This is a genomic window from Streptomyces sp. MspMP-M5 (assembly GCF_000373585.1).
GTDB lineage: Bacteria > Actinomycetota > Actinomycetes > Streptomycetales > Streptomycetaceae > Streptomyces.
This window is the reverse complement of the sequence record NZ_KB891892.1, coordinates 16,882-30,446: the sequence shown is the minus strand read 5'-3', so window position 1 is coordinate 30,446 and position 13,565 is coordinate 16,882. Positions and strand designations below refer to the sequence as shown.

Below are 13,565 nucleotides of genomic sequence, written 5' to 3'. Positions count from 1 at the left end.
GGCACTCCGAGGTTCTCATGCGCCGTTCGGCCGGGGGCGGTCCCGCGTGCGGCCCGAGGATCAGGCGCCGCGCGTGGTCGCCGGTCGGATCGGCTGGCTCCACTCGCTGGTCCACGGCGAGATCGGGCGGCGCATCGTGGCCGGCGAGAAGCCGGAGGCGATCGCGACGGCGATCCTGGAACTCCTGGACGTGGACGAGGAGATGCTGAGCACCACCGCGCTCACCGATGCCACCCGCCCGCCCGGTGCGGCGCCCGCGGCGGCCTCAGCGCAGGTATGACGCCCCGTTGACGTCGAGCACGGCGCCCGAGGACCAGGCCGCCTCCGGCGAGGCGAGGTACCGCACGGCGGCGGCGATCTCCTCGGGTGCGGCGACCCGCCCGAACGGGCTCTGCTGCTCGACGGCTTCGGTGATCCGGTCGGCGACCCGTTCGGTGGCGACGAAACCGGGGGCGACCGAGGCGACCGCGATGCCATGGGGAGCCAGGGAGACGGCGAGCGACTGGCCCAGGGCGTGCAGGGCCGCCTTCGTCGCGCCGTAGGCGGGGTGGTCCGGCTCGCCCCGGAAGGCACCGCGGGAACCGATGTTGACGATCCGGCCCTCGACCTTGTGGTCGATCATGTTCCGGGCCACGCAGTAGGTGACATGGGCCGTGCCCAGCAGGTTCACGTCCACGGTGCGCCGCCACGCGTCCTGCCAGTCCTCGTAGGAGGTGGTGGCCAGGGGGTGCGCGATGTTCGCCGCGGCGTTGTTGACCAGTACGTCGATCGGGCCGAGCGCCTCGACGGCCGAGGCGACCACGGCGGCCGCGCCGTCCGGGGTGCCGATGTCCCCCTGGACGAGGACGTGGCCGCTGCCCTCCAGGGCGCGCAGGGCGTCTTCGGCGGCCTCCCGGCTGGATGCGTAGTGCAGGGCGACCCGGTCGCCGTCGGCGGCGAAGGCCGCGGCAACGGCGCGGCCGATGCCGCGCGAGGCTCCCGTCACCAGTACGGTCCGGCTGCGGTTCATCGGGCATCCTCCAACGGTGGGCGGCACGGCGGCCGCACGGCGCAACGATCTTGCTGGACACCCTCGCACGCGGCCGCACAGGAGAGAAGAGCGGGAGAGAGCGCCCCTAAACCTCTCTTCCTGTACCTACTAGTATGTACACTCAGCTGAAGTTGCTGAAGATTTCCGTAGCCTTTCCGTAGGACGCTGTCCGTCATGGAGGAGAACCGGCATGCCCTTCGTACGCATCGACGCGCTGCGGGCCGACGGCGAGCGGCTCGACGCGCTCGGCCGCGCCGTACAGGACGCCCTGGTCGAGACGATCGGCATCCCGCCCGACGACCGCTTCCAGGTCCTGACCAGCCACGACGGCGTCAACAGCACGCTGCGACACGGCACTTACCTCGGCGTGCAGCGCGACGACGACATTGTCTACGTGGCCATCACCATGCGCTCGGGGCGCACGGACGAGCAGAAGCAGGCGCTCTACCGGCGGATCGCCGAACTGGCCCAGGAGTACGCGGGTACCGAGCCGCGCAATGTGTTCGTCCTGCTGACCGAGAACGCGTCCAGTGACTGGTCGCTCGGCAACGGGGTGGCGCAGTACCTCGCGCCCGCGTAAGGGCCTGCTCGGGCCTGTCCGAGGGGTCGGACAGGCCCGGTGGCCGGCCGGCGCGCCGCAAGGCGTTGCCGCCTTGCGCGTTGCCACCCTACTTGCCGGGTACCGCGTTCTGGTGGCGTTCGCCGCCGTTGTGCTGCTGCCAGAGGCGGTAGACGTCCACCGCCGCGTCGCTCGGTGCGTAGCGCATCGGCAGGCGGCGCTGGTCCCAGTCCTTGGTGAACTCGCCGTAGAAGGTGGCGAGTTCAAAGTACTTGCGGTCGTCCACGTAGTGGGGCTCGTAGGCGTCCCGCGTGGTGAGGAACACCACCTCGTCCGGGGAGCAGTAGTAGAGGGCGCCCAGGCACATCGGGCAGGGGTGGGCGAGGACGTAGATGGTCGTGCCGGTCAGGTGCTCGGTGCCGAGCTTGGTGCATGCCTCGCGGATGGCGAGGACTTCGGCGTGTGCGGTGGGGTCGTTGGTCTGGGCGACCTTGTTGGGGCTCTCGGCCAGGATCTCACCGTCCTTGACGATGACGGTGGCGAAGGGGCGACCGCCCTCGATGACGTTCCGGCGGGCGAGGTCGATGGTGCGTTGGACGAAGTCCATGGGAGGCGGCTTTCTGTGAGCGGGGGCGGGGCGGGCTGCTACGTGAGGTGAGTGGCCATCAGAAAGGCTTGGTGGGCAGGTACTTGCCGTCCAAAGTGATGACGGCGCGTTCGCCGCCCTCGGGGTCGGCGACCTTCTTCACGTCCAGCTTGAAGTTGATGGCGCTGATGATGCCGTCGCCGAACTGCTCGTGGACCAGGGCCTTGAGGGTGGTGCCGTAGACCTGGAGCATCTCGTAGAAGCGGTAGATGGTCGGGTCGGTGGGGATGCCGCCGGGAATCGAGCCGCGGGTGGGGATGGTCTGGAGCAGCATCGCCGCGTCGTCGTCGAGACCGAGCAGGTCGGCCACTGCCTGGGCGGACCGGGCAGGCAGGGCGTGCTGGCCGAGGACGGCGGCGGTGACGAACGCGACCGACAGCTGGGCGGCGTCGGCGATCTGCTGCCAGGTGAGGTTCTTGCGGGTCTTGGCCTCGACGGCGGCGTCGGCGAGTGCCTGGCGGGCGGCCGGGTGGAACTGGGCGTGAGGCGTGGCGCCGGTACGGGAGTCGGTCATGGGAGTGTTCCTTTCGGGGTGGGGGTTCTTGGTGGGTGGGTTCTTGCGGAGGGAATCCGCAAGGGGTCAGAGGGTGGGCGCCGGAATCGGGTCGTGCGGGGGTTCGGTGGGCTCGACGGTGCCGGTGGCGATGTCGTAGACCCAGCCGTGCAGCCGGACCGCGTTCTCGGCGAGGGCGCGGGCGACCGAGGGGTGGGTGGCCAGGTTGGCCAGTTGCGCCCGGACGTTCTGGCCGACCAGGGTCGCCACGTCCGCGGGTGTTCCGGCCGCCGTCGTGCGGGCCCGGGAGGCGTCGGCGTGGTCGAGCCAGTGGGCGAGCGCGGGGGCGCCGGAAAGGTCATGGCCCTCGGCGAGGGCGGTCATCGCTCCGCAGGCGGCGTGCCCGCACACCACGATGTCGGTGACGCCGAGGACGGCGACGGCGTATTCGATGGTCGCGGTCACCCCGTCGCCGTACCGGGGGTGGTACGCGGGGACGAGGTTGCCGGCGGTGCGGATGACGAAGAGTTCGCCTGGTTCGCAGGCGGTGATGAGCTCCGGGACGACGCGGGCGTCGGAGCAGCCTATGAAGAGGGTGTGGGGTTGGTGGTGGGTGGCCAGGTGGCCGAACAGGTCCGCCTTGGCCGGGAAGACGTCGCGTCGGAATCGGGCGACGCGCTCGGCGAGGTCAGGCATGGTCGTTCCCTTCGGTGTGTGCCGGCCTTCCGGATCGGCCGGATCCGCCGGGCGATTTCCACCTTGCACGACCTGCCCTTATTGAGTCCAAGAGCTGCTGAGCATGTCTGCCATAGACCGCATCTATAGACAGTTCTATAGTGGTGGGCATGGCCCTGGAACTGCGTCATCTGCGCTATCTGCTCGCCGTGGCGGAACGCGGCAGCTTCACCCGCGCCGCCGAGGACCTGCACATCTCCCAGCCGACGCTCTCCCAGCAGGTCAGGCAGCTGGAGCGGACCGTCGGGGTGCAGCTGCTGGACCGTACCGGCCGCACCGTGCGCCTCACCGACGCCGGCGAGGCGTACGCCCAGCACGCCAGGCACGCGCTGCGTGACCTGGCCGCCGCCGAGCGGGCCGTCCACGACGTGCAGGACCTCTCCCGCGGTCATCTGCGCCTGGGCCTGACGCCGACGTTCACCGCCTACCTCGTCGGCCCGCTCACCGCGGAACTCCACGCCAGGCATCCCGGGGTCACCCTGGCCGTGCGGGAGCTGCCCCAGGACCGCATCGAGGCGGGGCTGCTGGACGACGATCTCGATCTCGGTATCGCCTTCGCGGGGCCGCATCTGGCCGGCATCGAGGCGGCGGGCCTGTTCACGGAGACGCTCAGCCTGGTCACCGCCGCCTCGGGGGAAGGTGCCGGCCCGGATCGGCCCCTGCCCGTGGCTGAGCTGGCCGACCGTCAACTCGCCCTGTTGAGCGGCGATTTCGCCACCCGGATGCACATCGACGCCTATTTCGCCGAGCACCGCGCCGGCCCGCGGATCGCGGTGGAGGCCAACTCCATCCAGGCGCTCACCGAGATCGTCCGGCGCACCTCACTGGCGACCGTGCTCCCGGACGCCATCACGCACGACCATCCCCATCTGGCCCCGCTCCCGCTCGACCCCGCACTCCCCAGCCGGACCGTCACCCTGCTGCGTCGCAGCGACGCCTATCGGAGCGCCGCGGTCCGCGCGTTCGTGCGCCTGGCCCGGGAGCTGGTCCGCAGTCGCGGTTACACACCTGCTTGAACCGCCGGGCGGTGTCGGGTGGTTCAGGCGTCCGCGTCGGGGGCCAGCCAGGCGGCGATGTCGGCGATGACCGCGGGGTCCACGTGCTGGGGGCGTGCGTAGTCGGCGGGGGTGGAGGGTCCGGTGCCTGGGAAGAAGAGGTGGTCGGCGGCGTCGTGGACGTGGAGGGTGACGTCCGGGCGGTGTGCCAGGCCGGTCCGCCAGCCGGCGAGGTCGTCCTCGACGGTGACTTGGTAGTCGCGTCCGCCCTGGAGGATGAGCAGGGGGATGTCGAGCGTGGCGGCGGTCGCGACGGGGTCGTAGGCGCGCAGGTCGAGCCAGTAGGAGCCGGAAAGGCCCAGGGGCAGGTCGGCGGCGGGGGTGGTGGGTGACAGGTCGGGGCTGTCGACCAGCGCGGCCTGGCGGGTGAGGGTGTCGACGAGTGCCTGGACCGCGGGGGCCGGGGCGAGGGCGGCGAGGTGGCGGGCGACGCGGACGGCAGCCCGGTGCATCGGCTGGGTGTCGCCGGCGAGGATCGCCAGTCCGGCGACGGACGGTTCGGCGGCGGCGACGCGCGGGGCGACCTTACCGCCCATGCTGTGGCCGAGGACGAAGACGCGGGCAGGGTCCACGGCCGGGTGGTGCCGGAGCAGACGGACGGCGGCGACGGCGTGTGGGACGTACTCGTCCGTCATGGTGAGGTCGTGCCTGTCGGCCATGGCGGCGGCGTGGGTGTGGGTCACCTTGTCGAAGCGCAGGACCGCCACCCCGTGGGTGGCCAGCCCCCACGCGAGGTCCTTGAGGGGCTTGTTGGGTCCACTGGTCTCGTCGCGGTCGAAGGGGCCGCCGCCGCTGAGCAACACCACGGCCGGGCGCGGGCCGGGGGCGTGCGGCAGGGCGAGGGTGCCTGGGACGGCCAACGGCCCGGAGCCGACGGTGATCTCGTGTTCGGTGAACGTCCGCGGGTCGGCATAGGGCGGGGGCGCCCAGGACGTGGTGTCCGGTGCGGCCAGGCGCAGGCCGTTGAGCCGGCCCGCCTCGTCGACCGACATGACCAGGGTGAAGCCGCCACGCGCACAGGCAAGGGGGACGCTGACCCGGACCGATCCGGCCGCCGCCGGTTCGCTGACGGGTGTCTGGACGGCGGTGACGGGTCCGGCCTCGCCGAGACGCTCGTCCCAGGCGGTCCGTACGACCTCGGCGGAGACCCGCGGCCGCAGCGAGGGCGCGAACAGCGCCACGATCCCCTCGAAATCCCCCCGACAGGCCCTGTCCGCAACGGACTTGGCGACGGCCACCGGCCCGGATTCGGTTTCCCGCATGTCCTCCCCCAATCCTTTCTCAAGTTTTGCGAAAGGTAGCACGGCGTGCGAGCGTAGGGGAATGGATCCACTGGAGCTTCTGGCCCACCCGGTACGCCTGCGCATCGTGCACCTCATGCGGGGCGGGCAGCTGCTGACCGCCTCCGAGCTGTGCACACGGATCCGCGAGGTCTCCAAGGCCACCGTCTATCGCCACCTCGAACTGCTCGCCGCCGGCGGCGTCCTGGAGGTGGCCGACGAACGCCGGGTGCGCGGCGCGGTGGAACGCCGGTACCGGCTGTGCCAGGAGCAGGCGACGATCGCTCCGGAGACCGTCGCCTCGCTGACACCCGACGACCACCGCCGCGCGTTCGCCGTCGCCATGACCGTGCTGCTCACCGAGTTCAACGCCTATCTCGACCAGGAGCACGCCGCGCCGGCGGACGATCTGGTGGGGTACCGGCAGCACGCCGTGTGGCTCAGCGAGGCCGAACTCCACGCACTGATCGGCGAGTTGCGCGGCGTCATCGCGCCGCGCCTGGCCAACGGGCCGGCGCCCGACCGGTCCCGGCACCTCCTCAGCCCCATCCTGTTCCCGGTCGCGGAGCCACCGGCCGGGAGCGAATGAACGCGGCCACCACCGTCCCTCTCCGGCACGAAGGAGCAAGCCCCCGTGCAGATCGCGACAGACGACCTCTCCGGACCCGACATCGCCGCGTTCCTCGAAGAGCACGTCCAGCAGATGCGGGCGATATCCCCTCCCGAGAGCAAGCACGCCCTCGATCTCGACGCCCTGCGCAGGCCCGAGGTCACCTTCTGGACGGTGCGGGACGGCGACCGGCTGGTGGGCTGCGGTGCGCTCAAGCGGCTGGACGCGGAGCACGCCGAGCTGAAGTCGATGCGCACGACGCCCGCACGGAAGCGCAGCGGGATCGCCTCACTGCTGCTCACGCACCTCATCGACGAGGCCCGCTCCCGGGGCTTTCGGCGGTTGAGCCTGGAGACGGGTGCGGCTGACTTCTTTCTGCCTGCCCGGCGGCTCTACGAGAAGTTCGGGTTTGCGCACTGTGAGCCGTTCGCGGGCTACCGGCCCGACCCGAACAGTGCGTTCATGACGCGGGAGTTGTAGCTGTAGTCCGGGCGTCCTCCCGGTCGGAGTCGGGGCGAGGCCCGCCTCACGGTCGCCGCGCGAGGCGTGCGGGGGGGGGTGTGGATCCGCCGGCTGCGTAGCATGGAGCGGTGGCAGAGTTCCGGATCGAACGCACCGCGTCACTCTCCCCCGACGCCGCGTGGCAGCGGCTGACGTGCTGGGCGGCCCACTCCGCGCGGGTGCCGCTGACCACGATCACCGTGACGACGCCCCCGCCGACCCGCGAGGGCACCACGTTCGTCGCCCGCACCGGGCTGGGCCCGCTGACGTTCGACGACGTGATGCGCGTGGTGCGGTGGGAGCCGCCCGGTGCCTCGCCCGGCGAGACGGCGGCGGGGCGGTGCCGGATCGAGAAGCGGGGGCGGGTGGTGGCCGGGTGGTCGGAGATCGAGGTGGCCCGCCGGGCCGGGGGCTGCCTCGTCGTGTGGCGTGGGGAGGTGTGCCCGCGTGGGGTCCCCGGGGTGTTCCGGCCCGTGGTGACCCGTTCGGCGCGATGGCTGTACGGCCGCATCCTGGACGGGCTGTTGGGCCGCTAGGGCGCTTCTGACGGGTCTCCGCGGCGTCGCGGAGACCCGTCAGAAGCGCCCTAGGACTGTGAGACTTGTGCAGGGTCGGCGAGTGCGCGGTCAGAACCAGTGCAGGCAGTGTGGGGGACGCTCGGTGCGGAAGAGGGCGTCAGCGAGGGTGGCCGCGTCCGGGCGGTGGGCTCGTATGTGTCCGGCACGGACGAGCGTGCTCGGGGCGGTGCCGCCGAGGTAGACCGAGCCCAGGTCGCCGATGTCCAGGGACAGGTCGGGCTCCCGGTCCGTCGGGACGCAGTCGGCCTTGCCGTCCCGGACGGTCAGCAGGTGGCGGCCGTGTTCGCCGAGGAACGGGTCGTCGACGTCGAGGACGAGCTCGCCGTCCGTGGACCAGCCGCGCGCGGTGAGCGCACGCGGGACGTCCAGCAGCCGCACCCAGAGCCAGTCGGTGTCGCCGCTCACCTCGCCGGCGCGGAAGTCCGCGAACTGCCAGCGAAGCGGGTGGTCGGGCGGGACGTGCTTGAACACGATCTGAGAGACCAGGTCGTGTCCGAGCACGAACCGGGCCAGGGCGGTGAAGACGGCGTCGTCGGTGGCGATGGTCTCGTCGACGGTCAAGGTCTCGGCGTCGACCGAATAGCTGGCGTACCCGTCCGGGACGCCGTCGGCGTCGCGGTGGACGGCGACGTAGCGCGGCGCCGGCGAGATCGGGGGCTGCCCCGCGCCCAAGGTCCACCAGCGGTGCGGCCGGGACAGCGCGCCGGGCTGGGCGCGGCGATACCGGTCGTAGACCTCTTCCAGGATCTCGCCGCACTCGGCACGCCGCAGGACCTCGACCGAGCCGTTGTCCGGGCCGGTCGCCGGTGCATCGGCCGTTCCGCGCGCCCGGGGAAGGGCGAGGGTGGCCCGGTGGCGCTGCACCGTCAGGCGCCCCGTGTAGGTCGCCGGTCCGTAGCCGAACCTGCCGTAGATCGGGGCCTCAGAGGCCAGCAGCACGGAGAGGAACTCTCCGCGGGCCCGCAGCTCGGTGAGCTGATGCCGCATCATTGCGCTGAGCACGCCCCGGCGTCGGTGCGAGGGCAGGACGCCGACGCCGGTCACCCCGGCGGCCGGGACGCGGTTCTCACCGGGCAGGGTGAGCTCGAAGGAGTACGCGCCGGCGGTGCCGACGGGGCGCCCGTCCGCCGTCAGGGCGAGCAGGCCGCGGTCCATTTCGAGCGCCGACCACCAGGGCCCGCCGTCCTCGATCGGGGATTGCGGGAAGCGCCCGAACGCGGCATGGAGTGTCTCGACGAAGACATCCAGATCCTCATCGGTCGTGGGACGGATCTCCATTGCGGCCGCTGCCTCCTCGGGATACCTGCACCACGGCTCGTGGTGTCCGGCCACAGTGCAGCGTTGCCGCGTGGACGGGTCAAACGAATTACGGCTCGGCCCGTGCCCGGTCAGCCGAGGCCGCTGCTCACAACGTGGTCAGGAACTCCCTTACCGCGGCGGCGAATCCGGCCGGATCGTCGTCGTGCAGCCAGTGCCCGCAGCCGGGGAACTCACGCAGGGTGGTGGCCGGCCGGCGCTCGGCCATCTCCCGTGCCATCGACGTCGGCAGGACGGAGCTGTCCAGGCCGTGCAGCAGCAGCGCCGGGCAGGTGCCGGCCAGCCAGTCGGGCCACCAGTCGCCGATCAGGGCCTCCTGGGACCGCATCATGTCCGCGTAGTCGAAGAGGAAGCCCCAGCCGTCTGGGCGTTCGACGGCGCTCTCCAGGAAGTAGCCGGCGTCCGGGATGCCGCGCGCCTCGACCTCGTGGCGCAGGGCGCCCAGCGTCGGCGCGCGGCGCGGCCAGTCCCGGACGTCCAGGACCGGATGGGCCACCTCGGGGCGGCGGTTGAGCGCGCCGCCCTCCTCGACGACCAGGGCCCGGACCAGTTCGGGATGGCGCGCCGCCAGGCGGAACGCCACCACACCGCCCATCGAGTGGCCGAGCACCGGCAGCGGTCCCAGCCCGAGCGCCCGCACGAACGCGGCGGCGTCGGCCACATAGGCGTCCGGGGACTGGTTGTCGGGGTGTTCGCTCCAGCCGTGACCGCGCTGGTCGAGGGCGATCACCCGGAACTCCGGTGCCAGCGCGGCCGCCAGTCCGGCGAAGGCCCGGGCCCGCCCGAAGTGGCCGTGCAGGGCCAGCACCGGTTCGCCGGACCCGCCGGCGTCCGCATAGGCCAGCCGCAGGCCCCGCACCGTCGTGGTCTCGACGGTCATGGTCATGGGATCGGGATGGGTCATGGGATCGGTCACGGGCTGGGTCTGTTTCGTCGTCGTGGGCGATGTCATCGTCGTTCCTCCTGAGGGGTGTTGAGGATGTTGAGGGTCTTGAGGGGGCTCGGGGGGGCTTGAGGGGTCTGGAGTCACGATAGGCGCGATGGCTGCCGAGGGCGGTGCCCGGGCCGGTGGCGCCCGGGCCGGCGACGGCCGTGCCCGGCAAACCAGTTGCCATGGCCCGTACCGTCTCTCCTGTGACGAACATCGGCGGCTTGCTCGCGGCCTACGACGAGCAGATGCGGGGCGTACCGCCCACCCCGCCCGAGGGGGTCGGTTACGAGCAGGACGGTCCGCTGCTACGCATCGTCGGCCAGTTCCGCGGCTTTGTGAGCGCGCCGCGCGATGTCGGCGTGCGCGGTGCCGAGTTGGACCGGCTGATCGCCCGCCAGCGCGACTACTTCGCGGCCCGCGGCGAGGCGGTGGAGTGGAAGACCCGGGGGCACGACCGGCCGGCGGACCTCACCGACCGGCTGCGCGCCGCGGGCTTCGTCCCGGAAGAGCCGGAGACGGTCCTGATCGGCCTGACGAAGGGGATGGCCGCGGCACCGGTCCTGCCGGAAGGGGTGGGGTTGCGGCGGGTGACCGCGGACGCCGACATGCACCGTATCGCCGCCATGGAGTCGGCCGTCTGGAAGCAGGACTGGAGCTGGCTGGCCGAGGATCTGATCAGCCGGGTCGCGGCGGACCCGGACGAGATCGCCGTCATGGTGGCCGAGGCCGGCGGCGAGGTGGTCTGCGCGGCGTGGCTGGTCTTCCGCGACGGGACCGAGTTCGCCGGCCTGTGGGGCGGCTCGACGCTCCCGGGCTGGCGCGGCCGGGGAATCTACCGCGCGCTGGTCGCCGCCCGGGCCGAACTCGCCGCCGCCCGCGGGGTGAAGTACCTCCAGGTCGACGCCTCCGCCGACAGCGCGCCCATCCTGCGCCGGCTGGGCTTCCAGGCCGTGACCACCACCACGCCCTATGTATGGACGCCGCCCGCATCCTGACGCGCCGGGGCGCCGTCCTGACGCGCTGAGGGCCGTCGCCATCGCCCGCGACCCGTACCGGACCGGACCCGCCGGTCGGTCGTGCTCGCCTGTGTCCCGGGGGTCGGCGGGCTGCTCGCTCTGCGGAGGCTCTCCCTCGCTGCCGGGTGAAGGGGGTGCTGCGGGCCCCGGCACCGACGTGGGGAGCGGAAGCTGCCACACTGTGCGTGCCACAGCCGTGCCCCGCGCCATTCGAGGACGGCTGAGGACGGCCCGGCGGCACGCCCGGCGCCGTCGGCGAGCACAGTGAAATGCCTGGTGAAAGGGTGCGCATGGTGGCCTCCGCAGGGAAAACGGACAACGGTGGCGACGCGACGCGAAAGAGCTCCCGCGCCAAGTGGCGCAACTACGCGGTGACGGCCGTCGGCCTCGCCGTGGTCTGCGGAGCGGCGGTCGTGGTCGGCCAGTTCTCCCGCGCCAACGAGGCGACGGCGATCGAGCCGCCCTCCGGCGCCTTGGGGAAGACGGACGACACAAAGCTGGACCTTCCGGTCAAGCCGACCATCCCGGTCACGCTGACGGTGTACGAGGACCCGCGCAGCCCCGACTCGCGCGCCTTCGCCCAGCAGTACGCCGACACGTTCTCGCACCTGCTGGCGTCCGGCCAGGTCCAGATCAACTACCGGCTGGTCACCCAGAGCGACCGGCAGTATGGGGGCACCGGTGCGCGGGAGGCCGCCGCCGCGGCCGCCTGCGCCCAGGACCAGGGCCGCTTCAGCCCGTTCATGGAGCAGCTGTGGCAGCACCAGCCGGCTCCGACGACCGACGGCCTGAAGGACCGCAAGCTCCTCAAGGAGATCGCCAAGAAGGCCAAGAAGATCGAGCACGACACCTTCGACCTCTGCCTCGACCGCGGCTCGCGCCAGGGCTGGGTGAAGAAGGCGCAGGAGGACTACGCCGCCTCGGGCCTGGGGCCGGTCCCCGTCGTCCAGGTCAACGGGCGCACCCTCCCGGACCCCAAGACCCAGCTGACGCCGAAGAAGCTCACCGCCCTGGTGACCAAGGAGGCGCGCCAGGTGGCGGCCGCGGCGCCGGCCACTCCCTCGCCCACGCCCACTCCGTGAGGTGACCCGCCCGCTCTGTGCGGTGAGGTGGGACCAGGGCGCCGATCGGCCGTGAACGGACACGGCCGATCGGCGCTGGTCGCCGTCGGTCAGGCCAGGGTCACCAGGTCCCGGTACTCCTCGCTCCACAGGTCCTCGTCCGCGTCCGGCAGCAGGAGCACCCGGTCGGGGCGCAGGGCGTCGATGGCACCCTCGTCGTGGGTGACCATCACGAGCGCGCCGGGGTAGGAGCCGACGGCGGCCAGGACCTCGTCCCGGGAGGCGGGGTCGAGGTTGTTGGTCGGCTCGTCCAGGAGCAGCACATTGGCCCCGGAGTGGACGAGTCCGGCCAGCGCCAGGCGGGTCTTCTCCCCGCCGGAGAGGACCCCGGCGGGTTTGTCGGCGTCGTCCCCGGTGAACAGGAACGCCCCCAGTACCCGGCGGATCTCCTGGTCCGTGAGATGCGGGGCGGCGGCCGCGAGGTTGTCCCGGACGGTGCGGGTGCCGTCGAGTGTGTCGTGTTCCTGGGCGAAGTAGCCCAGCCGCAGTCCCTGCCCGTGCACGACCCGGCCGGCGTCCGGAGTCTCGGCGCCGGCGAGGATCCGCAGCAGGGTGGTCTTTCCGGCGCCGTTGAGGCCCAGGATCACCAGGCGGCTGCCCCGGTCGACGGCCAGGTCCACACCGGTGAGGACCTGGTGGTCGCCGTAGGACTTGGCGAGGCTGATCGCGCCGAGCGGCATCCGGCCGCAGGGATGCGGCTCGGGCAGCCGGATCCGGGCGACCTTCTCGCTCCGCCGGGCCGGTTCGAGTTCGGCCAGCATGCGGTCGGCGCGGCGGGCCATGCTCCTGGCCATCACGGCGGTGGCCGAGCGGGCCTTCATCTTCTCGGCCTGGGTGTGCAGGGCCGCGGCCTTGCGTTCGGCGTTGGACCGTTCACGGGTGCGGCGCCGCTCGTCCGCGGCCCGCTGGGCGAGGTACGCGGTCCAGCCGGTGTTGTGGAGGTCGATCGTCGCGCGGGTGGCGTCGAGGTGGAAGACGCGGTTGACGACGTCCGCGAGCAGGCCGGTGTCATGGCTGATCACCATCAGGCCGCCCTGGTGGGCCCGGAGGAAGGTGCGGAGCCAGCCGAGCGAGTCGACGTCCAGGTGGTTGGTGGGCTCGTCCAGCAGCAGGGTGCCCTGGTGCCCGGCGAAGAGGATGCGGGCCAGTTCGACGCGGCGCCGCTGGCCGCCGGAGAGGGCGCCGACGGGCCCGTTCAGCACCCGCTGCGGCAGCCCGAGCCCCGCGGCGACCCGGGCCGCCTCGGCCTCCGCGCCGTATCCGCCGCCGGCTTGGAAGGCGGTCTCCGCACGGGCGTAGGCGGCCATCGCGCGCTCCAGGCCGCGCGGGTCGGCGGCGCCGGCCATGGCGGACTCGGCCGCGCGCAGCCGGCGCAGCGCCGCGTCCAGGCCGCGGGCGGAGAGGATCCGGTCGGCGACCGTGCCGGCCGGGTCGGCGGCACGGGAGTCCTGGGCGAGATAGCCGACCGGGCCGGTGTGGGTGACGGTCCCCGCGGCGGGCCTGGCCCGGCCCGCGAGGGTGGTCATCAGGGTGGTCTTGCCCGCGCCGTTGCGGCCGACCAGGCCGATCCGGTCGCCGGGAGAGACGGTGAAGGAGACATCGGAGAGCAGCAAGCGGGCGCCGGCGCGCAGCTCGACATCGCGAACGGTGATCATGGGATAACGCTCCGAAAAAGCACGAGGACACACTTCTG

The 13,565-nt window shown here is 72.3% G+C and carries 16 protein-coding genes; 8 read left to right on the top strand and 8 right to left on the bottom strand.

Features of this window, described 5'->3' with window-relative positions; genetic code table 11:
* Positions 1 to 73 precede the first annotated feature (73 nt).
* Positions 74 to 280, top strand: a complete 207-nt coding sequence (locus B073_RS0118045; RefSeq protein ID WP_018539483.1) for a hypothetical protein — start codon at positions 74 to 76, stop codon at positions 278 to 280.
* Here B073_RS0118045 and B073_RS0118040 read toward each other — a convergent pair.
* Positions 266 to 1,009: an SDR family NAD(P)-dependent oxidoreductase gene (locus tag B073_RS0118040; RefSeq protein ID WP_018539482.1), complete on the bottom strand. Its 744-nt coding sequence runs from the start codon at positions 1,007 to 1,009 to the stop codon at positions 266 to 268. The two genes, B073_RS0118045 and B073_RS0118040, sit on opposite strands and share 15 nt — an antisense overlap.
* A gap of 211 nt (positions 1,010 to 1,220) precedes the next feature.
* Between B073_RS0118040 and B073_RS0118035 the strand changes: the two genes are divergently transcribed.
* The gene (locus B073_RS0118035; RefSeq protein ID WP_018539481.1) at positions 1,221 to 1,610 is read left to right on the top strand and encodes a tautomerase family protein; all 390 of its coding nucleotides are present in this window, start codon (positions 1,221 to 1,223) and stop codon (positions 1,608 to 1,610) included.
* An 88-nt stretch (positions 1,611 to 1,698) separates the two neighbouring features.
* Here B073_RS0118035 and B073_RS0118030 read toward each other — a convergent pair whose 3' ends face one another.
* The 3 genes from B073_RS0118030 to B073_RS0118020 form a co-directional block, all read right to left on the bottom strand.
* A complete protein-coding gene (locus B073_RS0118030; protein WP_018539480.1) occupies positions 1,699 to 2,196 on the bottom strand; it encodes a nucleoside deaminase in 498 nt (165 codons plus the stop codon).
* 58 nt (positions 2,197 to 2,254) lie between these two features.
* Positions 2,255 to 2,749: a cyanase gene (cynS, locus tag B073_RS0118025; RefSeq protein ID WP_018539479.1), complete on the bottom strand. Its 495-nt coding sequence runs from the start codon at positions 2,747 to 2,749 to the stop codon at positions 2,255 to 2,257.
* Between the two features lie 66 nt (positions 2,750 to 2,815).
* Positions 2,816 to 3,424, bottom strand: coding sequence for a carbonic anhydrase (locus B073_RS0118020; protein WP_018539478.1), 609 nt, complete (start codon positions 3,422 to 3,424; stop codon positions 2,816 to 2,818).
* Between the two features lie 149 nt (positions 3,425 to 3,573).
* On the opposite strand from B073_RS0118020, the gene cynR reads away from it, so the two are divergent.
* A complete protein-coding gene (gene cynR / locus B073_RS0118015; protein ID WP_018539477.1) occupies positions 3,574 to 4,479 on the top strand; it encodes a transcriptional regulator CynR in 906 nt (301 codons plus the stop codon).
* 23 nt (positions 4,480 to 4,502) lie between these two features.
* Here cynR and B073_RS0118010 read toward each other — a convergent pair whose 3' ends face one another.
* Entirely contained in the window at positions 4,503 to 5,780 is a 1,278-nt protein-coding gene (locus tag B073_RS0118010; RefSeq protein WP_018539476.1) for an alpha/beta fold hydrolase, read from the bottom strand.
* A 61-nt stretch (positions 5,781 to 5,841) separates the two neighbouring features.
* On the opposite strand from B073_RS0118010, the gene B073_RS0118005 reads away from it, so the two are divergent.
* From B073_RS0118005 to B073_RS0117995, 3 genes are all read left to right on the top strand, one after another.
* Positions 5,842 to 6,387, top strand: a complete 546-nt coding sequence (locus B073_RS0118005) for a helix-turn-helix domain-containing protein (RefSeq protein ID WP_018539475.1) — start codon at positions 5,842 to 5,844, stop codon at positions 6,385 to 6,387.
* Positions 6,388 to 6,432: 45 nt separating this feature from the next.
* Positions 6,433 to 6,888: a GNAT family N-acetyltransferase gene (locus B073_RS0118000; RefSeq protein ID WP_018539474.1), complete on the top strand. Its 456-nt coding sequence runs from the start codon at positions 6,433 to 6,435 to the stop codon at positions 6,886 to 6,888.
* Positions 6,889 to 6,998: 110 nt separating this feature from the next.
* Positions 6,999 to 7,445 carry a hypothetical protein gene (locus B073_RS0117995; RefSeq protein WP_018539473.1) on the top strand — a complete coding sequence of 149 codons (447 nt, stop codon included), beginning with the start codon at positions 6,999 to 7,001 and terminating at the stop codon, positions 7,443 to 7,445.
* Between the two features lie 90 nt (positions 7,446 to 7,535).
* On the opposite strand, the gene B073_RS0117990 is transcribed toward B073_RS0117995, so the two are convergent.
* Together B073_RS0117990 and B073_RS0117985 are read right to left on the bottom strand one after the other, a co-directional pair.
* Positions 7,536 to 8,765 (bottom strand): GNAT family N-acetyltransferase, encoded by a 1,230-nt coding sequence (locus tag B073_RS0117990; RefSeq protein WP_018539472.1) that lies wholly within the window; start codon positions 8,763 to 8,765, stop codon positions 7,536 to 7,538.
* Between the two features lie 127 nt (positions 8,766 to 8,892).
* Positions 8,893 to 9,720 (bottom strand): alpha/beta fold hydrolase, encoded by an 828-nt coding sequence (locus tag B073_RS0117985; protein WP_018539471.1) that lies wholly within the window; start codon positions 9,718 to 9,720, stop codon positions 8,893 to 8,895.
* Positions 9,721 to 9,917: 197 nt separating this feature from the next.
* Here B073_RS0117985 and B073_RS0117980 point away from each other — a divergent pair, with 197 nt between their 5' ends.
* Together B073_RS0117980 and B073_RS0117975 are read left to right on the top strand one after the other, a co-directional pair.
* Positions 9,918 to 10,730, top strand: a complete 813-nt coding sequence (locus B073_RS0117980; RefSeq protein ID WP_051094052.1) for a GNAT family N-acetyltransferase — start codon at positions 9,918 to 9,920, stop codon at positions 10,728 to 10,730.
* A gap of 311 nt (positions 10,731 to 11,041) precedes the next feature.
* Positions 11,042 to 11,833 carry a DsbA family protein gene (locus B073_RS0117975; protein ID WP_018539469.1) on the top strand — a complete coding sequence of 264 codons (792 nt, stop codon included), beginning with the start codon at positions 11,042 to 11,044 and terminating at the stop codon, positions 11,831 to 11,833.
* A gap of 89 nt (positions 11,834 to 11,922) precedes the next feature.
* Here B073_RS0117975 and B073_RS0117970 read toward each other — a convergent pair whose 3' ends face one another.
* Positions 11,923 to 13,527, bottom strand: coding sequence for an ABC-F family ATP-binding cassette domain-containing protein (locus B073_RS0117970; protein WP_018539468.1), 1,605 nt, complete (start codon positions 13,525 to 13,527; stop codon positions 11,923 to 11,925).
* Positions 13,528 to 13,565: the final 38 nt, after the last annotated feature.